The organism is Streptomyces kaniharaensis (genome assembly GCF_009569385.1).
GTDB lineage: Bacteria > Actinomycetota > Actinomycetes > Streptomycetales > Streptomycetaceae > Kitasatospora > Kitasatospora kaniharaensis.
The window spans coordinates 600,471-622,224 of sequence record NZ_WBOF01000002.1; the positions used below are offsets into that span (position 1 = coordinate 600,471).

Below are 21,754 nucleotides of genomic sequence, written 5' to 3' on the forward strand. Positions count from 1 at the left end.
CGTTCCTGCCGGGACCCCCTACGGTGGTCACTCAACAAGGGCGCTGACGCGGTTCTCGTACTCGCGGCAGGCCTTGCGCTGGGCCGCGATGACCGAGGTGTCCCGGGGGCCATCGAGGGGCTGGCAGCGGGCGAGAAGCTGGCGATGGACTGCGGGCGTGGCACTGACGCGCAGGGTGTAGCCCTGGCCGCGCCGTACAGTTACGCCGTGGTCGAGCGCGGTGCGCTCGGCGGGCTCCAGCTCGGCCGTGCGGAGGAAGTCAGCGACCTTGCCCCGCATATCGAGGGTGACCAGCCGGTCTGCACCATGAACTTCACCGTGGACAGCAGTTCGCCGGTGCGCGGGTGGCGGGCGGTGAGGTCCATCGCGGAGAACGCGCCATCGTGGATTCGCAGGGCGATGCCGGCGTCCTCCTCGAAGACGACCGGGTCCTCGATCTACCAGGTTGGCCATGCCGCTCCTTGTTCTGGTGGTCGCATTCGACCCCAGCTGTCACCAAACCCTGTCATCAGCAGCCATCGGAGGGCCTGTCCAGTTCCTTTTACAGACCCGCGCTCGGCGGCGCCGAGCCCCCTCGAAGGCGCCGTCCGCGACTGTCCCAAGCCGGTCGTCGGGCAGGTCAGTCGTCGATTGCCTGGTAGAGCGTGGTCCAGAAGTCGGTGATGGCCCGTGCCGAATCCGGGGTGGACATGCCGACCTGGGTGAGCAGGATGCCGACGAGCTGGTTGTGCGGGTCGGCGTAGGTCGTGGTGCCGCTTCCGCCGTCCCAGCCGAACTGGCCGATGGGCGCGTAGTCCCCGCGGTACGTGCGAACCGCCATCCCGAAGCCCCAACCGCCGTGCTGCCCCTGGCCGTAGGACAGATGGACGGCGTTGCGGGCCCAGGCTTCCCGGACGGCCAACTGCTCGGCCGGGAGGCGGTTGGTGGTCATCAGCTCGACGGCGGCCCGGGACAGGATCCGCTCGCCCTCGTGCATCCCACCGTTCAGCAGCATCCGGAAGTAGGCGTGGTAGTCGTCGACGGTGGAGTCCAGTCCGCCGCCGCCCGAGGGGAACGCCGGGGGCTTGCTGTGGTGCCCGCCTTCGGCCGGGTCCTCCACGGTGAACTCTCCGGTCTGCGGATCGGGGGCGTACAGGGGCGGCAGCCGGTGGATCTTGTCGGCGGGAACGAAGAAGCCGGTGTCCTTCATCCCCAGCGGATCGAAGATGCGCTCGCGCAGGAACGACTCGAAGGACTGGCCGGCGACCCGGGCGACGAGCACCCCGAGCACATCGTCGCTGACGTTGTACAGCCACCGCTCTCCGGGCTGGTACATCAGCGGAAGCGTGCCCAGGCGGCGTATCCACTCATCCGGCTCCACCGCCGGCAACAGCCATCCGTCCTGGCCGTAAACCCCCCGCTCGAAGAACGCGCTCATCATCGGGGCGGTCCGTGCCGTCATGTCCAGCCCGAGCCCGAACGTGGCGGTGAGCAGGTCCCGTACGGTGATCGGCCGCCGGGCCGGCACGGTGTCGTCCAACGGGCCGTCGGGCTGCCTGAGCACCTTTCGGTCGGCGAGTTCGGGCAGCCACCGGTCGACCGGGTCGTCCAGCCGCATCCGGCACTCGTCCAGCAGGACCATCGCCGCCGCGACCGCGACAGGCTTGGTCGTCGAGGCCATCCGGAAGATGGTGTCCCGGCGCATCGGAGCGCCGCCGTCGTGGCGCATCGTCCCGAGCGCTTCGACGTGCGTCTGTCCGCCCCGGCTGACCAGGGCGACCAGCCCGGGAATCTTCCCGGAATCGACATTCCGTGCCAGTGCCTCGCGCAGTCGGCGAAGTCCAGCTTCGGAGAAGCCGTTTTTGCCTTGTCCCATCATGAATCTCCTCACGTGCAAGCGTTTGATACGTGCGGTGCTCGATACATGCGGTGCTCGATCTGCAGTCGCGTCCCCCGGCCTGGTGGGGTGAGTCCGGCGTGGCCCGGTGCGGCCGGGTTTGACGACCCCGAGGCCGCATTGATCCGTTCATGACATCCATGAGCGTTAAGCGCGCCGAAGACGGCCGTTTGCTGTCGCGACGTCGCCGCTGACACACGGCGAGGAAAAAAGGCCAGTCGGCATGCCCCCCGTGTCGGCGTCATGCAGACCGTGCAGAGAGTCGAGAAAGTGGCACCCAGCCCCCTGGGTGCGATGTGCTGCGCCTGCCGTCAGGCGGTCTTGCGGTCCTTCCCGGCGTCTTGGCCGGTGGCGCGCTCGATGTCGTCGGTCAGCCGCCTCCGAGCGCGCGCGGGGACGTAGCCACCGTCCGAGTAGTTCTGGGCGAACACCTCAGAGAACTCCACCGGGTCCTGCCCGACGATCTCGCGGATCGGTGTTCCGTGCGCCGCGGCCTGCTCGAACAGGTCGGCGAGGTCTTCGAACATTGCCGCATTGCTGTCGCCGTCGGTCGGTACGAAGTGCATCAGGTGCCGCTCGATCGCTTCGACCGCCATGCGGTAGTTCTCGGGAAGTTCCTTGACGCGCGCCTTGTACTCCCTCCAGCGCTTCTTGGGCCCGATCACCTTCGAGATGAAGCCGCTCTTCTCGACATCGGACATGGTTACTTGCCCCCTTCGCGGAGCTGTTCAAGTCGTTCCGTGAGGAAGCTCCAGGTCCTCCAGAACTCTTCGAGGTACTCACGTCCCCGAGCGTTGAGGGAGTGCACCTTGCGTGGCGGCCCCTTCTCGGAGGGAACCTTCTCCACGTCGACGAGACCGCGCTTCTCCATCCTGAGGAGCAGCGCGTAGATGGTCCCTTCGGCGATGTCGGAGAAACCCTGTTCCCGCAGCCGTGCCCTGATCTCGTAGCCGTAGGCGGGCCGGCCGGACAGGGACGCGAGGATGATGCCCTCCAACGTGCCCTTGAGCATCTCCGTCAGCAGCTTGGCCATGGAACACCTCCTCCCTGCGCTAGTCAGCGGTATTGAGTACCGGTACACAGTAACGCCGACTACCGGTACTTAGCAAGAGCGAGTAGTGAAGTCGCAAGCCGGCACCGCAAGCGCCCAGTTCAGCAGCCTCGTCGGCGGGACCCCCGAGAGGGCCGCACTGCTCGTGGATCTCGACCGGCTCCGGGTTTCCGGTCGGGCTGCGACAGGCCGACCCCCTGGCATCACCGGGAACCGAAGCGGGCACCGCCCGTCCGTCCCCGGCGCCTCGGGTACATAATCCCCATCGTGACCTCAGGAACAGCCCGCCCCAAGTGGCGCTTCGCGCTGCGCGCCTTCGCCTTCTTCTTCCTCGGCAGCACGGTCGGCTACCTCGTCTACGCGCTGGTCACGCACCGCCCCGGTAGCGGGGTTCCATGGATCGGCATGCTGTTCGGCTCGACCGCCTGTGCGGCACTCACCGCATTCCTCCCGGCACGGCGCCACCGCTGAACCCTCTTCGCGGAAAGCCGCCCTCGGCACTCCGTGACCCGGCGGCACCATCCCGTCCAGATGCCGGCGGCCTTCCAGGGCCTCCGCGGCGGATCCAGCGGCGCCGCTTGGACACGTAGTCCCAGACCGTGGTGAGCCGGGCCAGCTCGAAGTCGTGCTCCGCGGCCAGACGCTCCATGATCCGGCTGGGGCATCGCCGGCGCCCTCAACCTGACCGCCGGCGAGCCCGGGCACGCGGACGCCATGGGGCGCGTCGCGGCGCAGTTCGCGGCCCAGCTGGCCGCCGGCTCCCGGGACCCCGCTGCTGGACGTGGTGGTCAACCCGTCGAACGGCGCCAACACGTTCGTCTTCCCCGCCACCGACACCAACTCGAACAGCATCCTGATCGGCCGCGACCAGAACGGGACGGGCGTCGGAATCGTCTGGTCCGACTTCGAAGGCTGAACCCTGGCCCCTCCGGGAGGGCGAGCTGGCGCAGGGGACCTGCCTCAACAACACGAAGGCCCGCAGGGACAAGCCCGCCGATGAGCAGCAGGCGGCACTCGCCGCCGTCGGAGCGCCCGTCGCCCACCGCGGACCGGTCGTCGGCCGGACGGATTAGTCGGGCCAGGTGTCGGCAGCGGGTTCCTGGCCAGGCTGTGAGCGGCGCAGTTGTTCGTTGATGCGCAGGGCCTCTTCGAGTTGGTCTTCGAGAATGATGATGCGGCAGGCGGCGTCGATGGCGGTGCCCTGGTCGACGAGGTCGCGGGCGCGCATCGCCATGCGCAGCTGGTAACGGGAGTAGCGACGGTGGCCGCCGTCGGAGCGCAGGGGAGTGATGAGGCCCTGGTCGCCGAGGGAGCGCAGGAAGCCGGGTGTGGTACCCGTCATCTCGGCGGCGCGGCCCATCGTGTAGGCGGGGTAATCGTCGTCGTCGAACAAGCTGACGGTGTCGGGGGTGTGGGGCCTGTTGGTCGTCGTAGTCACTGCACCTCTCTTGGTTCCTGAGGAACGCGTCGAGGGGCCCCGGCGCCAGGTCGGCTCCGGGGCCCCGAAGGGGAAACAACACCATCTACCGGCCTGAGCCGGGTTCCTTGTTCCGCGCCGCCCCAGGGTGGGGGTAGTGCGGGGATCGCGTATGCGTGACCGGAAACCACCGTCCTCGTACTCAAAAGGGGGTCTGCGGTGTCCGCCCGGGTGAAGACCTCACGGGCCGGGCGATCCTGATGGCGCTTGGTCCCTCCGTTCATCCTCGGTACTAACGGGTTGTCCTGCGAACTTCAGATACTGCGAACTGCCAGGTACTGCTGAACTGCCGCTGCTTGTCCTGCTGCGGCGGCCCTGAAGGGCCGCCTTGTCCGACAGCCAGCCCCGTCGCCGTCCTGCTCACCTACTCGGTCTGGAACTCCACTGCCCGGACTCCCAGCACGCGCGCCGCAGTCCTGACGCCTTTACTGGGATACCGCGTACCGCGACTGCCGGTACTTCTCGACTCAACTTCACTGCTGGTGCTGCTACCGCACTTGCTGCGGTACCGCTTGGGTGGCGGCCCCTGATCACTACGGGCCGCCCGGCCCGGCCGCCGGTCCTGTCGCCGTCCTGCACCTGCTCTGGCTTCAGGGCCCCACAGCCGGGCCGACCTGCGAACTTCTGTCACGCTTCCCGCCAGTTCGTGTCTGGCGGGTACTGCTTGACTGCGCCTACGAGAGAAACACTAACCACAGCACCAGCCAATGTCTACTCCGGCCAGAACAGATTTTGCAGTGTCCGAAGGAGAGGTAGTCTGCGCCCCGCAGCTGGGCGCTATCCTCCGGTGACATGTCGAATCCTGATGGGCTGCTCGTCGACATCGCCGCGATGGTGGAGTCCGAGCACAGCAACCAAATGCCCCTGACCGTAGTCGTCCCGGGCGCGGTCATCACCGGCCGGCTGGCGCCGCAGAGCCTGTGGCACGAGCGGGTGGCTGAGGTCCTCGCGGCCTCCGACCATCTGAAGCCGTTCGCCGCGCTGTTCGCCGAGAGCGAAGGAACAGCGCGCGCCGGGCGGCCGACCCACCTGCACCTGCACGTCGCCCGTATCCTGCAGGGCAGCTACGGCCTTCCCCACACCGGCGGCATGTACCGCATCGCCATCGCCGACATCAGCAGCTGGACCGTGGGAGACCTCAGCTACTCCGACCAGTAGACCCGCCCCGCCGGACCGGCTGCCCGGGCCACAACCGGCCCGCCCGCCGCCAGACCGCGGCGGACCACGCCCACCGGCCGCCCTGCGGGCCCACGGCATGCCAACCGGAATGCGCATCCGCAACACTCACCCGAGGTGCGGGCGCCAAGTGCCTGCACCCCGGAGGTGCTCAGGTCGCAGCGGCCAGGTCGGCACGGCCGAACAGCGGGTCGTAGCCGCGGGGCAGGCGGCCAGCATGGCGCAGGTGGCGGGCCAGGTGCGGGCGAGAGGGCGGGCGAGGAGCTGTCGCCAGGACGCAAACCCGCCCTCCACCGCCCTGGGAAGGGAGGTTGATTCCCTTCCCAGGGCGGCGGAATGTCTCGAGGGCGGCGGGGTTGGCGCCCGCGCCTGACCCGGGGTTTTACCCCTGGACGAGCTTGCCGACGGCGTCGATCACTGCGGCTGCGGCGAACGCGAGGGCGGTGCGCGACTTGCCGCTGATGGTCTTGCGTCTGTGGGGAGCGCGATGCATGGATACCCCATGTTGGCAGGTGCCTGACAGGACACCCCTTGGTTGGTGTTTCCCTGAGCAACCTGAGTGAGCAGGCCGGGGACGGGGGTCTCCCTGCCGGTGAAATGTGTATTGCCGGGCCCGCCGTTCGTCGGCGGATGCGCCGAGGCCCGTCCGGGGTCCCGGCGGTCTTGCGCCGGGGCCCTGTGGTCTTGATCAGCGGGTGAGATCAGTGAGCGAAAGAGGCCGCGGTGTCCCGACGAGGTTGGTGGAGCCGTCACCGTCCCGGCGCCGAGTTGCTGGGTCAGCCGGGGAACTGGACGAGGCCTACGTGAACGGCATGGTCGTCGGCCCCGACGGCCACACCATCTACGTCGGCGGCTTCGTCGAGGACTACAAGGGCATCGCCAACCTGCAGATCATCCACATCTGAGAACAGCCGCCAGGGAGACGAACAGGATCCGCAACGGCTCCGGGCCCGGCCGCAGACGCGCCCGCCCGATCGCCGCGGTCGTCGACACCTGCCAGGCCGTTCCCAACGACCCTCACGTTCCAGGCGCTGCGTCAGCAGCCGTGCGACCTTCTCATAGCCCGTCCCGAAGAACAGGCACATCGCAGCACGAAGTACACGACGAGCCGAGCCGGCAGCAGCCGATACCGCTGCTCGACCCGGCCACACCCGGCGGCCACCTCATCGACCAGCTCGGGCGGGAGAGGCCGCGCGGGCCGAGCCCCACGACCGCGCCGGGACGGCAAGTGGCCGGGGTCCTGGCCGGATGGGTGACCTTGCGGACTTCGTCGTCCGCGAGAAGGGGTGCATACGAGCTGTACTACTACCGTCGGTCACCGGGCGGGGCGAACGGGCCGCCCGGGCCGAAGGCCAGGGTGGCGAAGCGTTCGCCGATGCGCCGGTGACCGGACTGGTCCGGGTGCACCTCGTCGGGCAGCGGGAACTCGGCGTAGTCGGCCGGACCGTACAGTTCCCGGCCGTCCAGGTAGTGCAGGTTGGGGTCGCAGGCGGACCGCCGCTCCGTAATCCGGGCCAGCTCCGTACGGATGACGCCCAGGGTCAGGCGTCCGACGACGACCTCGGCCGGATCGCCGCCGGCCCGGAACCGGGGCCGCCCGTCGCCGAAGTCCGTCACCAACGGGCCCGGTGTGTCCTCGTGGATCGGGCACAACACCGAGGAAACCACCAGCAACGGCACCTCGGGGTGCCCGTCCCGGATGGTGTCGAGGAAGCCGTGCACCGCTGGGGTGAAGGCGCGCAGCCGCATCAGATCGGTGTTGACCAGGTTGATGCCGAGTTTCACGCTGATCAGGTCCGCCGGGATGTCCCGGATCACCCGGGCCAGGAAGGGATCGAGCAGCGCGTTGCCGCCGAAGGCGAGGTTGACGAGATCCACCCTGCCCGCCGTGGCGGCCAGCACCGGCCAGATGCCGGTCGGGCCGTCGGCGTCGGAACCGTGGCTGATCGAGCTGCCGTGGTGCACCCACACCCGCCGGCCCCGCTGCGGCGCGGCCTCGACGGGGGCGTCGGTGCGCAGCGCGATGAGCTCGGTGACCTCCTGGTACGGCAGCCAGAGCTCGACGTCCTTGACGCCGGCGGGCAGGTCGGCGAACCGGACGGTGCCGGGCGGCCCGGCCTGCAGATCACTGGCCCCGGTCACCGGGTCGACCACCCGCAGGTGGCCGCCGCTCGCCGCGGCCCGCCCGGCAAGGCGGCCGTCGACCACCAGGTCATAGTGGCCCTCGGGGCACGGCGGGAAGCCCGCGAAGCTTGTCCTGGTGCGCTGCACCGCCAGCTCGACGGTGCGGGCCCGGGTGCGGAAGGACAGCCGCACCCCGGACGGCTGAGCCGCCATCATGGCCAGGAAATCGTCCGGGAACTGCCGGCGCACCCAGCCGGGCAGACGCCGCGGCAGCACGCCGTGCTCCGTGTGCTCCACATCCAGCGCCCCGCGTAAGAACGGCTCAACGGGCGTGGTGAACAGTGCGTGATCGTGCATGATCACAGCGTCTCAGGCGCACGGCCCGACGCGCAGCAGCTTCCCCCTCTGCCTCGCCCCGAGCCGACGCACCATCTGGCCGCGAGCGGTACAGCTGGAAGGCGGCTCAGGCAGCGGCGTACGGAGGGGGCCGAGGGCGCCGGCCAGATGGGCGATGCCGGTGCCGGCCCGTGCGGCCGGCCCGGTCTGCGCCTCCGGCTGGGCCATGCCGCGGCGGGCCCGGCGGCAGGTCGCGGACGGCGTCAGCCGCCGTGGGGATGGCCCGCACCCGGTACGGGAAGGCACCGTGTCACTCCGGAAGGAAGGCGGTCCGCCGCAGCGCTTCGACCGGATCCCTAGCTCCAGTGTTTTCCCGGCCCACGCTTGGCCGCGGCTGGCGCGGGCACGCGCACGGCATGGGCACACAGCATGCGGAGACGGAGCGGAAGTACGACGGGACCACACTTCCCGAGCGGCTCGACCGGGTGCCCGGTGTCGCGGCCGCGCAGAGCGCCGAGCCCCAGGACCTCGACGCCGTCTACTACGACACACAAGACCTGCGCCTGCTGCGTCGCCACATCACCTTGCGCCGGCGCGCTGGCGGCAGCGACGCCGGCTGGCACCTGAAACTGCCGCGCGGAGGCGACGTGCGCCAGGAAATCCGGCTGCCGCTGGCGGCCGGCGGCCCCAACGAGGTCCCGGCCGAACTCGCGGGACTCGTCGTGGCCTCCACCCGCGGCACCAGCCTCGCCCCGGTGGCACGTCTGCACACCCGCCGCGCCCGGCTGCTGCTGCGCGACGATCGGGGAGACACGCTCGCGGAGATCACCGAGGACCGGGTCGTAGCCCAGATCCTCGACGCCGAACGTGTCCCCGTCGCTCCCTCGGGCGATCAGGCGGCTCTCGCCGAAGACGACGCGCCAGGAGACCGGCCCGCGAGTGAAGCCGGCCGGGCGGGCGGGACCGGTACGGAGGTCTGCGGGTGGACCGAGTTCGAGGTCGAGCTGGAGCACGGCACGCCAGCCCTCTTGGACCGGATCGAGGCCGTGTTCGCCGACGCGGGCCTGGTGCGATCGACCTGGCCTTCGAAGCTTTCCCGGGCACTCGGCGAGCCCCGTATGGCCGAGGCCCGCTCGGCCGGGCCGGCGTCCACTCCGGCGGCGGGGTCGGCCGGCGCTCTCGTCATGGACGGCTTCCGGGCCCAGCTCGATGCGTTCCTCGCCCTCGATCCTGCCGTACGCCGCGGCCAGGCGGACTCCGTGCACCAGATGCGGGTCACCGCACGCCGACTGCGGAGCCTGCTCAAGGCCCACCGACGACTCTTCGAGCGCGACCACGTCGAGCCCCTGGCCGCGGAACTGCGCTGGCTCGGAAGGCTGCTGGGCCGGGCCCGTGACCAGGAAGTACTCGGCGAGGAACTCGTGGACCAGCTGGACGCCGTCCCCGCCCAGCTGCGCCAAGGCGCTCTGCGCGGCCAGCTCACCGAACGCTACGCCCAGGGCTACCGGCAGGCCTGGCAGCGGGCGGTCACCGAACTCGACAACGCCCGCTACTTCGCCCTCCTGGACGGCCTCGACGCCTTCGCCGCCGACCCGCCACTAAACGGCCGCGCCAACCGGCAGGCACGCACGTACCTGTCCGAGATCCTGCGGCGCGAGCAGCGCCGAACCCTGAAACGCCTCGACCGCGCCCTGGGTACCGAGCCGGGCCCGCAGCGCGACCAGGCGCTGCACCGCGCCCGCAAGGCCGCCAAGCGCGCCCGCTACACCGCCGACCACGCCCAATCGCACATCCCGCGTCGCACGGCGAAACGAGCAGCGAAGTTCGGCGCCCGGATGAAGAAGCTGCACAAGGTGCTGGGTGCCCACCAGGACAGCGTGGTGACCCGGCAGGAACTGATCGCCCTCGAAAGCCAGCACACCGGCAGCAGCGAGCGGCACGCCTTCGCCTTCGGCGTCCTCTACGAACGCCAGCGACACACCGCCGAAGCCGCACAGAAGCGCTTGCCGAAGCTGCGCCGCCGGGCCGGTCGCCGCAAACTCACCCGGCTGCCCTGATCACCACACCGCGCTTGTCTGCACGGCCCAGAGCCTGCCCCCAGCAGGCCCCCGGGCCGCGCCCTTGCGCGACCCGGCCACGGCTGGTGGACCGTCGCCGCCTGGGGGCGGTTCAGGATTCGCCGCGGCCGGTGACGAAGTCACGGGCCCGGTCCACCAGGCCGGTGCCCGGCGCGAGGAGCTTGCTGGCCGCCGGGGTACTCGGAGCGGAAGGATGCGGGCGGGTGGGAGCCATGGCCTTGGCCCGGCGGATCTTGTCGCCGAGGTCGTCCAGCTGTTCGGGGGTGCAGGCCCGGCGCAGCATCGGGAAGAGGTTGGTCTCCTCGTCCTGTACGTGGGCGGCGACCTCGTCCATGAGCTGCTGCAGCAGCGGGCTCATCTGCGCGTCGTCGGTGTCCATGTTCTCCAGGCGCTTGAGGATCTTCTCCACGCGGCTGTGGTCCTCGGTCTCCTTGTCCGCGAGGCTGTCGCCGCCCTGGAGGTGTTCGCGCACCGCCGGGTAGAGGTACTGCTCCTCGGCGACCGAGTGCCGCACCAGCTCGATGGTGACCTCGTCCACCAGATCCCGCAGCCGCTGGCCGCCCGCGGTCATCTCCTGGATCTTGCCGAAGATCACCTGGACCTCGCGGTGGTCGGCCATCAACTCCTCGATCACGTTTCCGCCGTGCCCCATCGCACATCCACCTGTCGCTCGTCCGGAACCGGGTCGCTCCCGGCCCACCCGACAGTGATCCCCGCCCCGACCGGCCGTGTGAGCCGCCGCCGCGGGGCTCACCCCATCGGACTCGAAGGCCGACAGGCAGCCGCGCGTGCCCGGACGCCTTCCGACCGAGACCAGCGCAGTGCAGTGCAGTGCAATGAGGAAGTTTCATCGTGATTCGTGCAGGTCACCGGTCCTGGTGTGACGAATAATTGGGGTGCTCGCGCAGCTCATCACGGTGATCACCGCGCGGAGATCATCCGTCACCGTGCCACCTGGTGGTGCGTCAGCACCAGCAGGGCCCGCACGAGTGCGGTCGCGTGCCGCGGATGCATGCGCACCTTGGTCAGGATCCGGAAGGTCTTCAGGTTCGCGAAGCCGTGCTCGACCGGCGCTCGCAGGCTGCTGACCAGCCGGTTCACGACCTTCTTCGGGGACGAGAGGCGCTTTCCGCCGCTCGCCTTGAACCCCGTGATGACCGCCGGCTGCTCCTGGTCCCCGTCGTCCAGGCCGACGAACCCCAGGTCGGCCACCGCACCCAGTCGAAGTTCCCGCAGCCGCGCGCACAGCTTCTCGTAGCGGGCGGCCGTGATCTCGCTGCAGGCGCCCCGGCGGGCCGAGGAGATCCACAACAGCCGCCCCTTCGCGTCGGTCAGGGCGAGGAACAGCAGGCCATGCGCCTTGTGCTTGCCCGAGTAGTTCTTCCGGTTCGCCCGGCCGGTCCGCCGCCGGGTACGGATCAGCGTGCCGTCCAGAAGCACCACGCACCCGCTGTCCTTGGCCACCTTCGCCAGCGCTCGGTCCAGGCGGGGAGAGCGTGCGGCCAGCAGGTCGATCACCTCCAGTACCCACCGGCGCACCGTGGAGGCCGAGACCGCGTTGCCGCCGGCCAGGTCGGCCAGCCGCTCGTCGTTGCGCAGGTGGGCCAGTGCGATCACGGCGATCCGCCCGGCGTCCAGCTTGCGCCAGCGGGAGCGGATCGTCTTGCGGTGGGCGCGGATCAGGCCGGCCACGTAGTTGACGGTCCGGCTGGACAGCGGCAGGCGGACGGAGTAGACAAGGCTGACGGTGTCCCCGGTGGGGCTGGTCCTGGTTTTCACGAGCTTCCCAACTCCCGCCGGGGTAAGCCGTGTTGCGGCGGGAATCGGCCGTTATTCCGGGACCGCGCGCCCTACCGGGGCAGGTAGCGTCCGGCCGCGGTTCGGGTGATCCAGCCGCGTTCGGCCAGCTTGCGCAGCTTCCCGCGCACCGGCTCCACCTTCGCCGGCACCGGATCCAGCCCCAGCTCACGGGCCACGTCCTTGGCCTGCAGCGGGCCGTCGCCGTCCGCGACGATCCCCATGATCGCCTGATAGTCGGCCGGCAGGTCCTGCGGGCCGCTGTCCTGGCCGCAGTGCGGGATCAGCAGCTGGCCTGCGGCGCCCGGCGTCACACCGGCGCCGGGCGCGGGCGCGGCGGGTTCTCCGCCGGTGGCCTCCTCCAGGGCCTGCTGCCAGGCCTCGGCGTCGGGATGCCCGGCGTCAGCGTCCTCCTGGTACTGCCGGTAGACGACCTCAGCGGCCTCCAACCGAGCCACTTCGGCCTCGGTGTCTGCCAGCTGCTTGCGCAGCCGCTCAACGCGTTCTTCCAGCACCACGCGGCGCTCCAGCAGCCACACCATCAGGTTCTGAGCCATATCCCCTCCCGCGCGGGCCCACCACAGCCCCTGCTCGCACAGTAGGGGACCGGCACACAGCGTGCAGGAGATCCCGGGAAGACAGCCAGAAAGGCTGACGGATGATCTCCGCGCGACGATCACCGTGATGAGCTGCGCGAGCACCCCAACCACTTGTCACACCAGGGCCGGTGACCTGCACGAATCACGATGGAACTTCCTCAATAAGCGTCCATCCTTGCGCGGGCGCCTGAATGCGTCGGGATCTACCTTCGGGGTAGCCGCCTTGGCACATCACTCGAGTCAGGAGTTCAAGTCATGCCTGCCGGTTCGAGCAAGAAGCGTGAACGCCAGTACGAGCACATCAAGGAGAGCGCCAAGGAGCACGGCGAGAGCGAGAAGCGGGCCAAGGAGATCGCGGCCCGCACCGTGAACAAGGAGCGAGCCCGGCACGGCGAGTCGAAGACCGCCAGCCGCTCCTCCACCCACGACATGTCCTCCTCACGGCGCGGCGGCCAGCGCTCCCACTCCGGCTCCCAGGGACCGACGTACGACCAGCTGTACAACGAGGCCAAGCAGCGCAACATCCACGGCCGCTCGAAGATGAACAAGAAGCAGCTCGCCAACGCGCTCGGCCACTGACCGGGAGCCGAGCAGGCGGCTGGCGGCTCTCGCCCACAGAGCCCGCGGACGCAGCTCACAGGGCGGTGCCGGCGCCATGAGCGGGGCGACCGGCAAAAGCAGCGTCTGGGCGCGGGCGGCGAGGGCGCGGTGCGCCGATCATCAAGGCCATGGCCGACAGCGTTCCTCCCCTGAACCACGATGCCTTTCGCCTCAGCGAAACGGCCCGCAGATTCGGCTGGGACGTCACCCGAGACGCCGACGTCCTGACGATGTCACTGCTCGACTGGCGGGTGCACGCGATCCTGTGGCACGACGGCGGGTTCCGCTACGCGCGGGCCACCGGTCCCGGGAGCACCGCTGTGAAGCTGACCCTGCAGGAGGTCCTCGACGTCCTCGAGGAGTACGGCGGCCCGGCGCTCCCCGCGCCGTAACCTTCGGCACGCCCTTTCGGCCCGCCGCTTTCCTCCCCTCCAGTACCCGCGTCGGCGCAGACGGCGCCACTGGCCTTCACAAGCCTGCAATTCATGAGTGATCGGAATCAGTCAGACAGTCGCACAGACGGCGGCCGTGGAGCGTGGTGATGGATGCCCGGATTGCTCCGAATCGTTCGGATCGCTGATTGCAGTGGCCACGGCGAGCAGCGGCAGCCGCCCGGTTGGGCTCGTACCGCGGCCGGACAGTGCGGGCGGATCGTTACGGCCATTGGCCGCAGATCTGTTCGCCTACGGGGTCGTCGGATCCTGTGGCAGAGCGCCCGGATCGCCGACCCCGGAGTCGGCACCGCGGTCACCGTCCCGGAAAGCCTCTGCCCCAGCCGCAGGTCCCTTCGGACCCGGATCCACTCTTCGACGCTGACCATGCGTCCCATCCTCGCGAGGTCATCACCGCGAAAGCGATGCCGAGCGGGAAGAGGACGCCGCCCCTGCGAGGACCGCAGGCAGCTGCAACAGGTTCTTCCGGATGCCGCCGAGTGCGGGAAGCGGACCGCGAACCCCTGGAGCTTGCGCCCCAGGGGTTCACCGTCTGCGCTGGTGGCTCAGTGCTGCTGGGCGGCCTTCACCTGGTCAAGCTGCTTCTTGACCAGAGCCTGGTCCGGCTGCGGCACGGATGCCTTCGCCAGGTTGCTGATGCCGATCACGACGTCGCCGCTCCGGACGAAGACGTAGGAGTACTCGGCCGACTCCTCGCCGGTGAAGGCCACCTTGAAGGTCAGGGTCGCGTCGCCGAGCGTCGAGTAGCTCAGCTTCGACACGGACATCGTGATCTTCTCGTTGCCGTTCCCGGGGACGGAGCCGGGGATGCTGGAGCACGACCCGAGCGCGGCCGCGGCGGACGAGAAGGCCTTGTCACCCTGGCCGGCACCGAACTGGTCGAGGTGGATCACGACCCCGGCGCCCGAACCGGTCTTGTAGAAGCCCTCCACGCCCGCGGTCGGCTTCGTCGCGGCGTTCATCCCGTCCATCAGGTCGAGCACGGGCTGACAGGCGGCGTTGTCCGCGACCGTCTTGCTGTCACCGCCGGCCGGGCCGGTTTTCGCGTCGGTGGCGCCCGGCACGTCGGCCTTGGAGAGCAGGGCCTTGGTGAGCTCATCGGCCGACAGGCTCTTCGCCGGACCCGGCTTGCCCGTCGGAGCAGCCGTAGCGGTCGGTGCGGCCGTGCCGGTCGGTGCCGGCTTGCCCGTCGGAGCGGCCGTGGCGGTCGGTGCGGCCGTGGCGGTCCCGGTGTCGCTCGGCTCGGGGTTGTTGGGGCCGCACTGGGCGGCCATGGACCCGAGGAGAGCGATCGGCAGAACAGCCGTCACGAGGAAGCGCTTGTGCGAAGCACGCATGGAGAAGTGTCCCCCTTGAGTTGGATCATGGTACAACTGCCGTGCCGGAGCCCGGTCATGATGCTCGCCGAGGCCCCCGCCGCAGTGATCAGCAGCGGTCCCTGCATGAGCCTGCAAGCCTGCAGGAGGGATTCGGGCCGTTCCACGGGGGCGGATGCCGCCCGTGTGGGTGGGCCACCGCGCTGCGGCGCCACAAACTACCGCAAATCTCCAGCTGATGAGTACAGATGATCATCCGACAGTCGGAAGTCATCTCATGCGGAGAGTCTGTGGACTCATAGCGGACTCACCTGGGGGTTGCGGCGATGCTCGCGAAGGCACGGCGCAGCCGCGCCCCACGCGGTCGGCGCGGGGCGGGCTGCGCTGCTGGTGCGATGCGATCAGTAACGCCACCAGACGTTCTCGTTGCTGACCGAGGCGCAGGGGTAGAGACGGGCCTCGTTGCCCCGCTGGTCACCGCCCCACATGTTCACGCAGTTCACCGACGCGGACTTCGGCTGGAGCTGCCAGCCGATGCCCTTGTAGACGAAGTTGAACACGCGGTCGCTGCCGGTGCCGCAGTCGTAGAGGCGGATGTAGTTGCCGGTGACGTCTCCGCCCTCGTAGTTGTTGAGGCAGTACTTGCCCTTCTCGAGGATGCTCTGGATCTGGAAGTGCGTGCTGTCCACGGGGATGATGTTCCAGCGTTGGGCATCGGTGTCGTTGCACCACCACTGCTGGACGATCTGCTGGCCGTACGCATCGGCGTTGGGGACGTCGAGGCAGTAGCCGTTGCTGAAGTGGATGGCGACACCGTAGGCGGGGATGGTGTAGAGGTTCCCGGCGGCCTGGGCGGGAGTCGCGGTGAAGCTGAGGGCGCTGGCCAGCGCTGCCGTTCCGGCGGCTGCGGCGATCTTGCGACGGATGGACATGGGTGTTTTCCCCCTGGTGAGTGCGACGCACGGGTCATCGCGCGTAGATCGGCGGGCAAGAGCGCCTGACGCGATGCCAGGGGGAGCATGTCCGAGGCGCCTATCACGGCCCTGTCACGGGCCGAAGATCGATTTCGGACGGCAACGGCGGTGGCCCGCCCCGAGGTGCGCGCTCACTCCTGGCCGGGCGATCCGGTGCCCTGCTGCCGGCTCATCCACTCGGCGAGGTCACTGCGCCTCGGGTCATGTCGTTCGGCGTCTGCCCGCGCGCAGCACAATCCAAGGCAGGACGAGCCAGCAGATGGCGAACCAGAGCATCACGGCTCCTGCGACCGCCCAGGCGATCACGGATCCGGTGGCGACGTGGAGGAGTAGCACGAGGGCGGCGCCGACGGTGATGCCGAGCAGGACGAGTCCCATGGCGATCATCTTGGCGCCGGCGCGGACCAGTTCGGGCATCATCTGGTGGCCGGCGAGGAAGCGGTGGAAGGCGACCGGGGCGATCAGTGTGCCGGTGGCCACCGCGCCCAGGACCACCGTGACGTCGTACAGCGCCCGGTCGGCCGGGCTGATCTGGGTGAATCGCGGGGTGAACACCACGCTGATCAGGAACCCGAAGAGAATCTGCGCGCCGGTTTGGGCGACCCGGACCTCCTGCAGCATCTCCGTCCACTTGCGGTCCGCCTTCTCCTCCGACTCCTCCTTCCCGTCCTCGCCCACATTCCAGTCCTTTCGCGTACCTGTCTAGCGGTCCCCATGATTCGCCATCGCCCCAACCGCGTGCAGGCAACCGCGCCTGCGGGTGGCGCGCGTCCTTCGATCGGACCACCACCACCCCCGGATCGCCGCGCGCTACGGTCTTTGACAGGCCTCTACGGTCTTTGGCGGGCCCGGACCAGGGCTCGTCCGGTCAGCGCGCCGCCGTAGACGGTGTAGCCGACGCCGATCAGCCAGGACTGGACGATCAGCACCGTCCCGACGGTCCCGTAGGACACCGCGTTGGACACCAGCAGAGGCGCGAAGACCAGCCGGGAGAAGAGGTGCAGGCCCGCCAGGCCCACCACCGTCGCAACCGCTCCCGGCAGCAGATCACGCGCCGGGACGCGTCCGGCGAGCAGCAGGTGCTGGAGCCACCAGAACAGCAGCACGCCGCCAGCGATCGTCACGATTATCCGGAAGGCCGGCTGAACACCCGAGTGACGCCAGGGAGAGCCGCTCCAGGCGGCCACGATGATGTATCCCACGAGCCCGGCCAGACCGACGGCCTGGCGCCAGATGGTGTGCCACGGGCCGCGATCCATCCTCCAGATCCGCTCGTAGACGCCTTGGACGGCGGCCATCAGGGAGAGCCCGAAGACCGCCAGGGCAGCCAGGCCGAAGCCGGTGGTGGTGCTGAGGACCTGGCCACGGGAGGCGAACAGCCGCTGCACGGCGTCGGCGCCCCGACCGCTCAGGCCGAGGCCATCGGTGATCCACTCGGCGATGCCGGTGCCACGCGCGGGGAAGGCGGCGGCGATGACGATCAGCAGCGGCACGAGCGTCACGAAGAACAGCGCCGCGAACGCCATCGAACGCTGGAGTAGTTCGATGGTCCGACCCTGTTCCCACACGTCTCGGGCCGTCGTCCGCAGAACCCTCCGCCAGGTGCGGATCGCCTGCGCGGGCCTGTCCCTCCGGCGCGTGCCGGGCACGCGACGTGCCGAGTGCGGCGGCCGTGGCTGCCAGCCGCGGACCCAGTTCCGGTCGCCCGTCATGGCTAGGACTCGCTGATCGAGCGCTCCCGGCTCTCCGGGCCGGCCGGGATCGGACCGTCGTCCGCAGCTGCCGGGTCCGGGAAGTTCGTCCCCGATCCGCTTGCCCTCCCGCTGGCGCCGCCATCGTGCGCACGGCCGGTCATCGCGGGGCCACCCTCCTCGTGACCGCTGATCCGGACCAGGAACTCGTGGCACTGCTTCGCCCTGGCGGAGTCCTCCTCCATCACGGTGCGGAAGAACGAGGCGATCTCCTCGTCGCCGGCGTTCTCGGCGTCCCGGACGTACTCGCCGTAGTCGTATCCGCCCTTCAGGGCGTGATACTGAACGGAGATCAGATCGTAGGCGACATCACTGAAGCCCGTCTGTCCGGTGGACATCACCAGCCCCTTCCCACTCGGCACGTCGGACCTGCCCACGCGCGTGCCCCGGGGCTGTCAGGGCAAACCGGAAACCGGCCTTTCGTCCGCGGCCCGCGGCGAACGAAGACAAGCGTGGGCGGTGGTATCTGTGTGCCTGACGCGGAAGGGATGCCGGGTGGACATGAATGGGCCTCCGTCCGGCACGGAAAGCTGTCCGCCTTTGAGCGTGCACCCTCCCAACCCGCTCGCACCAGTACGCAGCGTTGCCGGGGCCGACCGCTCCATCGGCCCCGGCAACGCCTCGCGGGTGACCGGACCTGCGGCACGAAAACCTGCCCTGCCCTGATTTTTCCGCACCCCGGACTCGAGCGGGCCCCTGGCGGGACCGTAGCCCGGCCGCGTGCCCTCTCCCCCAGGTATCTCCCGAGTGTGCCCAGGCAGCCGTGCTGCCCGGCCCCTGCGATCCGCGGCAACCAGACTGGACGACCAAACCGATCGTCTACTCAGAGGAGGGCCGCGCCCGTGGACGTCGCGGTGCGCATCGCCCAGCAGCCCGAGGCCGACGCCCTGCTTCCGCGCAGTGCGCTGGCCCTGCTGGTGGGAGCCCTGCTGGATCGGCAGGTGGGATGCCGCTGCCGGAGGGCCCGCGGCCACGACCCGGCTGGGCTGACGCGGCCGGCTCAGCGCGTGGGCGATCCCGCAGTGGTGAGCTGCTTCTGGTAACAGGCGCGCATTCGGACCGCGTCGTATTCCTCGGCTACCAGCGCGGGTCGGCGGCGCCGGCGGGGTCAGCGCGAGGGCTGAGGCGCTGGGTCGACCGCGAGGTCTGTGTCGGCGGCGTCGCTGAGGCCGAGCCGGAGGTGCTCGGTGTGGTAGACGGCCTGGTCGAGGAGTTCGGCGACGTGGTTGTCGTAGAGGGCGTAGACGACCGAGCGGCCTTGGCGCTGGCCGACGACGAGGCCGAGGTTGCGCAGCAGACGGAGCTGGTGGGAGCAGGCGGACTGCTCCATGCCGACGGCGTGGGCCAGTTCGGTGGCGGCGCAGGGTCCTTCGCGTAGGCGGGCGAGGATCAGCAGCCGGGAGGGGGTAGCGAGTGCTTGGAGGGTGGTGGCCACCCGGGCGGCGTTGTCCGCGTCCAGGCGGATGTGCGGGACGGCGTTCTTCGCGGGGGCGGCTCCATGACCCATGGGCTCATCCTACAGTCGATGAATGAAAGACTGTTCATGTGTTCCTGTATGGTCGGGAGGGTCGTCCGTACTCGGACTTGGCCTGCGTGAAGGGTCCTGTTTGCCATGCCTTCCTCCACCCTGATCGAGCGCCCCGCGCCCGAGACGGCCACTCCTGCGAGCGCCGCTCCTCGGCGGCGTACTCGGCTCTTCGCGCTGCCCGAGGCCCGCTGGGCAGCTGCGGCGCTGGCGCTGTTCCTGGTGGCGTTGCCGCTGCAGCTGGCCGGCGCCCCGGCGTGGGCGTGGGGCCCGCTGTACGCGCTCGCCTACGCGACCGGCGGCTGGGAGCCGGCCGGGGCGGGCCTGCAGGCGCTGCGGGAAAAGACCCTCGACGTCGACCTGCTGATGATCGTGGCCGCGCTCGGCGCCGCCGCTGTGGGGCAGGTGATGGACGGCGCGCTGCTGATCGTCATCTTCGCAACCTCCGGCGCGCTGGAGGCGATCGCCACCGCCCGCACGGCCGACTCGGTGCGCGGCCTGCTGGACCTTGCGCCCGCCACCGCGACCCGGCTGCTGGACGACGGCACCGAGGAGACCGTCCCGGTCGAGGTCCTGGCCGTCGGCGACACCGTACTGGTGCGGCCGGGCGAGCGGATCGGTGCGGACGGCCGCGTCCTGGACGGGGCGAGCGAGGTGGACCAGGCGAGCATCACCGGCGAACCGCTCCCGGTCGCCAAGGACCGCGGGGACGAAGTGTTCGCCGGAACTCTGAACGGAACCGGCGCGCTGCGGGTGAAGGTCGAGCGGGACGCCTCCGACTCGGTGATCGCCCGGATCGTGAAGATGGTCGAGGAGGCGTCCGAGACCAAGGCCCCGACCCAGCTGTTCATCGAGAAGGTCGAGCAGCGGTACTCGATCGGCATGGTCGTCGCGACCCTCTGTGTGTTCCTGGTGCCCCTGGCCCTCGGGGCGGCGTTGACCGGCTCGCTGCTACGGGCAATGACCTTCATGATCGTCGCCTCGCCGTGCGCGGTGGTGCTGGCCACCATGCCGCCACTGCTGGCGGCGATCGCCAACGCAGGGCGCCACGGCGTCCTGGTCAAGTCCGCCGTCGTCATGGAGCGCCTGGGCCAGGTCGACGCCGTCGCGCTGGACAAGACCGGCACCCTCACCGAGGGCACCCCGCGCGTCACCGACATCCGGCCCCTGGCCGGCTCCGGCCTGAGCGAGGGCGACCTGCTGGCGCTCGCGGCCTCCGCCGAGCACCCCAGCGAGCACCCGCTCGCCCGCGCCGTCGTCGACACCGCCCGCAGCCGCGGCCTGGACCTCGCCCCCGCCCAGGACTTCACCTCAACTCCGGGGATCGGCGTCACCGCCACTGTCGCCGGCCGGACCGTCGCCGTCGGAGCCCCGGCCCGCCTGCTCAGCAACGCCAAGGACACCGTCTCCACCCGCGCCGCGGTAGTCGCCGCCGAGCTGGAGGACGGCGGCCGCACCGCAATCCTGATCGAGGCCGACGGCGTCCCGGTCGGTCTGCTGGCCATCGCCGACCGCCTGCGCCCCGACGCCGTCGGCACCGTCACCGCACTGACCGCGCTGACCGGGACGGCGCCGATGCTGGTCACCGGCGACAACCCGCGTGCCGCCGCACGGTTGGCCGCCGAGGTCGGCATCACCGACGTGCGCGCCGGACTGCTGCCCCAGGACAAGGCTGCTGCGGTCGAGGAGCAGGAGAGGGCAGGGCGGAAGGTGATGGTCGTCGGGGACGGCGTCAACGACGCCCCGGCGCTGGCCGCTGCCCACAGCGGCATCGCGATGGGCCGGGCCGGCTCCGACCTCGCCCTGGAGACTGCCGACGCGGTCATCGTGCGCGACGAACTCGCCACCGTCCCTGCCGTCGTCGCGCTCTCCCGCCGGGCCCGCGCCCTGGTGGTGCAGAACCTGGTGATCGCCTCGGTGTTCATCTCCGTGCTGGTGGTCTGGGACCTGGTCGCCACCCTGCCGCTGCCGCTGGGCGTGCTCGGCCACGAGGGCTCCACCGTGATCGTCGGCCTCAACGGCCTGCGGCTGCTGCGCGAGGCCGCCTGGACAAAGGCCCGATCGGAGAGCGACCGGTGAGCCGCCGCACACGCAAGCAGGCCACCGGCACCGAGAACTCGGCGGCGGCCCGATGCACCGTCACCCTCTGCCGGGGCTGCTGCTGCGGAACCCCCAAGGTCCAGGGCCTGGACCACCGAGCCCAGCTCACCGACCTGCGCGAATCCCTTGCGGGCGTGGCCACTGTGCGGCCCACCGACTGCCTGGACGCCTGCGAGCAGGCCAACGTCATCGTCGTCCAGCCCTCCGTCGAGGGCCGCAAGGCCGACGGACGACCCGTGTGGCTCGGGCTGGTCAACGACCCCGAGGCCGCCCGCGACATCACCGCCCGGGTCCAGGCCGGAGGCCCGGGCATGGCCGACCCGCCGGACAAATCCTCCGGAAGTCATGCGGCTCAAGTGCAACGGCTTGCCGTGCCAGTCGACAAGCCCTGAGGCTTTGAGCGTTGCGTCTAGGGCCCGCCGAATGGTGTTGTCGGAGATAGGGCGATGCTCGCCACTGACAGCGTCGGACGGTGGTCTGGCGTCCCCGGTGCACCCGTCACGTTCGATGGTATTGCGCAGG

Annotated in this window: 25 protein-coding genes; 9 read left to right on the forward strand and 16 right to left on the reverse strand. The window is 70.1% G+C overall.

What is annotated here, in order from left to right; genetic code table 11:
* Positions 1–27: 27 nt before the first annotated feature.
* The 4 genes from F7Q99_RS30405 to F7Q99_RS30420 form a co-directional block, all read right to left on the reverse strand.
* Positions 28–279 carry a hypothetical protein gene (locus tag F7Q99_RS30405; protein ID WP_230211002.1) on the reverse strand — a complete coding sequence of 84 codons (252 nt, stop codon included), beginning with the start codon at positions 277–279 and terminating at the stop codon, positions 28–30.
* Between the two features lie 340 nt (positions 280–619).
* Positions 620–1,855 carry a serine hydrolase domain-containing protein gene (locus F7Q99_RS30410; RefSeq protein ID WP_153467625.1) on the reverse strand — a complete coding sequence of 412 codons (1,236 nt, stop codon included), beginning with the start codon at positions 1,853–1,855 and terminating at the stop codon, positions 620–622.
* 332 nt (positions 1,856–2,187) lie between these two features.
* Positions 2,188–2,577: a DUF1048 domain-containing protein gene (locus tag F7Q99_RS30415; RefSeq protein ID WP_153467193.1), complete on the reverse strand. Its 390-nt coding sequence runs from the start codon at positions 2,575–2,577 to the stop codon at positions 2,188–2,190.
* Between the two features lie 2 nt (positions 2,578–2,579).
* On the reverse strand, positions 2,580–2,909 hold the full coding sequence (locus tag F7Q99_RS30420) for a PadR family transcriptional regulator (protein WP_153467194.1): 330 nt from the start codon (positions 2,907–2,909) through the stop codon (positions 2,580–2,582).
* 285 nt (positions 2,910–3,194) lie between these two features.
* Here F7Q99_RS30420 and F7Q99_RS30425 point away from each other — a divergent pair, with 285 nt between their 5' ends.
* Both F7Q99_RS30425 and F7Q99_RS42790 read left to right on the forward strand, forming a co-directional pair.
* On the forward strand, positions 3,195–3,398 hold the full coding sequence (locus tag F7Q99_RS30425) for a hypothetical protein (RefSeq protein WP_153467195.1): 204 nt from the start codon (positions 3,195–3,197) through the stop codon (positions 3,396–3,398).
* Between the two features lie 310 nt (positions 3,399–3,708).
* Positions 3,709–3,843 (forward strand): hypothetical protein, encoded by a 135-nt coding sequence (locus F7Q99_RS42790; protein ID WP_268267663.1) that lies wholly within the window; start codon positions 3,709–3,711, stop codon positions 3,841–3,843.
* A 153-nt stretch (positions 3,844–3,996) separates the two neighbouring features.
* Here the strand turns inward: F7Q99_RS42790 and F7Q99_RS30430 are convergent, their stop codons facing one another.
* Positions 3,997–4,287, reverse strand: coding sequence for a helix-turn-helix domain-containing protein (locus F7Q99_RS30430; RefSeq protein ID WP_153467628.1), 291 nt, complete (start codon positions 4,285–4,287; stop codon positions 3,997–3,999).
* A 909-nt stretch (positions 4,288–5,196) separates the two neighbouring features.
* On the opposite strand from F7Q99_RS30430, the gene F7Q99_RS30435 reads away from it, so the two are divergent.
* The gene (locus F7Q99_RS30435; RefSeq protein WP_153467196.1) at positions 5,197–5,562 is read left to right on the forward strand and encodes a hypothetical protein; all 366 of its coding nucleotides are present in this window, start codon (positions 5,197–5,199) and stop codon (positions 5,560–5,562) included.
* A gap of 1,054 nt (positions 5,563–6,616) precedes the next feature.
* Here the strand turns inward: F7Q99_RS30435 and F7Q99_RS41835 are convergent.
* Positions 6,617–6,742: a transposase domain-containing protein gene (locus tag F7Q99_RS41835; RefSeq protein ID WP_326847343.1), complete on the reverse strand. Its 126-nt coding sequence runs from the start codon at positions 6,740–6,742 to the stop codon at positions 6,617–6,619.
* A gap of 143 nt (positions 6,743–6,885) precedes the next feature.
* The gene (locus tag F7Q99_RS30445) at positions 6,886–8,061 is read right to left on the reverse strand and encodes an SGNH/GDSL hydrolase family protein (protein WP_153467197.1); all 1,176 of its coding nucleotides are present in this window, start codon (positions 8,059–8,061) and stop codon (positions 6,886–6,888) included.
* A 395-nt stretch (positions 8,062–8,456) separates the two neighbouring features.
* Here F7Q99_RS30445 and F7Q99_RS30450 point away from each other — a divergent pair, with 395 nt between their 5' ends.
* Positions 8,457–10,097 (forward strand): CYTH and CHAD domain-containing protein, encoded by a 1,641-nt coding sequence (locus F7Q99_RS30450; protein WP_195911314.1) that lies wholly within the window; start codon positions 8,457–8,459, stop codon positions 10,095–10,097.
* 112 nt (positions 10,098–10,209) lie between these two features.
* Here the strand turns inward: F7Q99_RS30450 and F7Q99_RS30455 are convergent, their stop codons facing one another.
* The 3 genes from F7Q99_RS30455 to F7Q99_RS30465 form a co-directional block, all read right to left on the reverse strand.
* Positions 10,210–10,770: a hemerythrin domain-containing protein gene (locus tag F7Q99_RS30455; RefSeq protein ID WP_153467199.1), complete on the reverse strand. Its 561-nt coding sequence runs from the start codon at positions 10,768–10,770 to the stop codon at positions 10,210–10,212.
* Positions 10,771–11,060: 290 nt separating this feature from the next.
* Complete coding sequence (locus tag F7Q99_RS30460; protein WP_326846942.1) at positions 11,061–11,897, reverse strand: transposase family protein; 837 nt, start codon at positions 11,895–11,897, stop codon at positions 11,061–11,063.
* A 71-nt stretch (positions 11,898–11,968) separates the two neighbouring features.
* A complete protein-coding gene (locus tag F7Q99_RS30465; RefSeq protein WP_153463723.1) occupies positions 11,969–12,472 on the reverse strand; it encodes a hypothetical protein in 504 nt (167 codons plus the stop codon).
* Positions 12,473–12,769: 297 nt separating this feature from the next.
* Between F7Q99_RS30465 and F7Q99_RS30470 the strand changes: the two genes are divergently transcribed.
* Both F7Q99_RS30470 and F7Q99_RS30475 read left to right on the forward strand, forming a co-directional pair.
* Entirely contained in the window at positions 12,770–13,093 is a 324-nt protein-coding gene (locus tag F7Q99_RS30470) for a plasmid stabilization protein (RefSeq protein ID WP_153467200.1), read from the forward strand.
* 149 nt (positions 13,094–13,242) lie between these two features.
* Positions 13,243–13,506, forward strand: a complete 264-nt coding sequence (locus tag F7Q99_RS30475) for a hypothetical protein (RefSeq protein WP_153467203.1) — start codon at positions 13,243–13,245, stop codon at positions 13,504–13,506.
* A gap of 605 nt (positions 13,507–14,111) precedes the next feature.
* Here F7Q99_RS30475 and F7Q99_RS30480 read toward each other — a convergent pair.
* The 5 genes from F7Q99_RS30480 to F7Q99_RS41840 form a co-directional block, all read right to left on the reverse strand.
* The gene (locus F7Q99_RS30480; protein ID WP_153467205.1) at positions 14,112–14,903 is read right to left on the reverse strand and encodes a hypothetical protein; all 792 of its coding nucleotides are present in this window, start codon (positions 14,901–14,903) and stop codon (positions 14,112–14,114) included.
* 380 nt (positions 14,904–15,283) lie between these two features.
* Positions 15,284–15,814 carry an RICIN domain-containing protein gene (locus F7Q99_RS30485; RefSeq protein ID WP_153466701.1) on the reverse strand — a complete coding sequence of 177 codons (531 nt, stop codon included), beginning with the start codon at positions 15,812–15,814 and terminating at the stop codon, positions 15,284–15,286.
* A 243-nt stretch (positions 15,815–16,057) separates the two neighbouring features.
* A complete protein-coding gene (locus F7Q99_RS30490; protein ID WP_195911315.1) occupies positions 16,058–16,534 on the reverse strand; it encodes a DUF6328 family protein in 477 nt (158 codons plus the stop codon).
* Positions 16,535–16,686: 152 nt separating this feature from the next.
* Positions 16,687–17,424: a YhjD/YihY/BrkB family envelope integrity protein gene (locus tag F7Q99_RS30495; RefSeq protein ID WP_326847344.1), complete on the reverse strand. Its 738-nt coding sequence runs from the start codon at positions 17,422–17,424 to the stop codon at positions 16,687–16,689.
* A gap of 146 nt (positions 17,425–17,570) precedes the next feature.
* Positions 17,571–17,945, reverse strand: coding sequence for a hypothetical protein (locus tag F7Q99_RS41840; RefSeq protein WP_230211004.1), 375 nt, complete (start codon positions 17,943–17,945; stop codon positions 17,571–17,573).
* Between the two features lie 504 nt (positions 17,946–18,449).
* Between F7Q99_RS41840 and F7Q99_RS43810 the strand changes: the two genes are divergently transcribed.
* Positions 18,450–18,650 carry a hypothetical protein gene (locus F7Q99_RS43810; RefSeq protein ID WP_407697885.1) on the forward strand — a complete coding sequence of 67 codons (201 nt, stop codon included), beginning with the start codon at positions 18,450–18,452 and terminating at the stop codon, positions 18,648–18,650.
* Between the two features lie 65 nt (positions 18,651–18,715).
* Here F7Q99_RS43810 and F7Q99_RS30510 read toward each other — a convergent pair whose 3' ends face one another.
* Positions 18,716–19,114: an ArsR/SmtB family transcription factor gene (locus tag F7Q99_RS30510; RefSeq protein ID WP_153467208.1), complete on the reverse strand. Its 399-nt coding sequence runs from the start codon at positions 19,112–19,114 to the stop codon at positions 18,716–18,718.
* 105 nt (positions 19,115–19,219) lie between these two features.
* Here F7Q99_RS30510 and F7Q99_RS30515 point away from each other — a divergent pair, with 105 nt between their 5' ends.
* A complete protein-coding gene (locus F7Q99_RS30515) occupies positions 19,220–21,211 on the forward strand; it encodes a heavy metal translocating P-type ATPase (protein ID WP_153467211.1) in 1,992 nt (663 codons plus the stop codon).
* Positions 21,208–21,624 (forward strand): (2Fe-2S) ferredoxin domain-containing protein, encoded by a 417-nt coding sequence (locus F7Q99_RS30520; protein ID WP_326847345.1) that lies wholly within the window; start codon positions 21,208–21,210, stop codon positions 21,622–21,624. The genes F7Q99_RS30515 and F7Q99_RS30520 overlap by 4 nt, the downstream gene beginning before the upstream one ends.
* The last annotated feature ends 130 nt before the right edge of the window (positions 21,625–21,754 follow it).

Coding starts and splice junctions, on each gene's coding strand:
- F7Q99_RS30445 (WP_153467197.1), bottom strand. CDS start 8,061: ATGCACGATCACGCACTGTTCACCACGCCCGTTGAGCCGTTCTTACGC.
- F7Q99_RS41840 (WP_230211004.1), bottom strand. CDS start 17,945: ATGTCCACCGGACAGACGGGCTTCAGTGATGTCGCCTACGATCTGATC.
- F7Q99_RS30430 (WP_153467628.1), bottom strand. CDS start 4,287: ATGGGCCGCGCCGCCGAGATGACGGGTACCACACCCGGCTTCCTGCGC.
- F7Q99_RS30450 (WP_195911314.1), top strand. CDS start 8,457: ATGGGCACACAGCATGCGGAGACGGAGCGGAAGTACGACGGGACCACA.
- F7Q99_RS30480 (WP_153467205.1), bottom strand. CDS start 14,903: ATGCGTGCTTCGCACAAGCGCTTCCTCGTGACGGCTGTTCTGCCGATC.
- F7Q99_RS30470 (WP_153467200.1), top strand. CDS start 12,770: ATGCCTGCCGGTTCGAGCAAGAAGCGTGAACGCCAGTACGAGCACATC.
- F7Q99_RS30485 (WP_153466701.1), bottom strand. CDS start 15,814: ATGTCCATCCGTCGCAAGATCGCCGCAGCCGCCGGAACGGCAGCGCTG.
- F7Q99_RS30515 (WP_153467211.1), top strand. CDS start 19,220: ATGCCTTCCTCCACCCTGATCGAGCGCCCCGCGCCCGAGACGGCCACT.
- F7Q99_RS30410 (WP_153467625.1), bottom strand. CDS start 1,855: ATGGGACAAGGCAAAAACGGCTTCTCCGAAGCTGGACTTCGCCGACTG.
- F7Q99_RS30475 (WP_153467203.1), top strand. CDS start 13,243: ATGGCCGACAGCGTTCCTCCCCTGAACCACGATGCCTTTCGCCTCAGC.
- F7Q99_RS30510 (WP_153467208.1), bottom strand. CDS start 19,114: ATGGGTCATGGAGCCGCCCCCGCGAAGAACGCCGTCCCGCACATCCGC.
- F7Q99_RS30405 (WP_230211002.1), bottom strand. CDS start 279: ATGCGGGGCAAGGTCGCTGACTTCCTCCGCACGGCCGAGCTGGAGCCC.
- F7Q99_RS30415 (WP_153467193.1), bottom strand. CDS start 2,577: ATGTCCGATGTCGAGAAGAGCGGCTTCATCTCGAAGGTGATCGGGCCC.
- F7Q99_RS30420 (WP_153467194.1), bottom strand. CDS start 2,909: ATGGCCAAGCTGCTGACGGAGATGCTCAAGGGCACGTTGGAGGGCATC.
- F7Q99_RS30455 (WP_153467199.1), bottom strand. CDS start 10,770: ATGGGGCACGGCGGAAACGTGATCGAGGAGTTGATGGCCGACCACCGC.
- F7Q99_RS30465 (WP_153463723.1), bottom strand. CDS start 12,472: ATGGCTCAGAACCTGATGGTGTGGCTGCTGGAGCGCCGCGTGGTGCTG.
- F7Q99_RS30435 (WP_153467196.1), top strand. CDS start 5,197: ATGTCGAATCCTGATGGGCTGCTCGTCGACATCGCCGCGATGGTGGAG.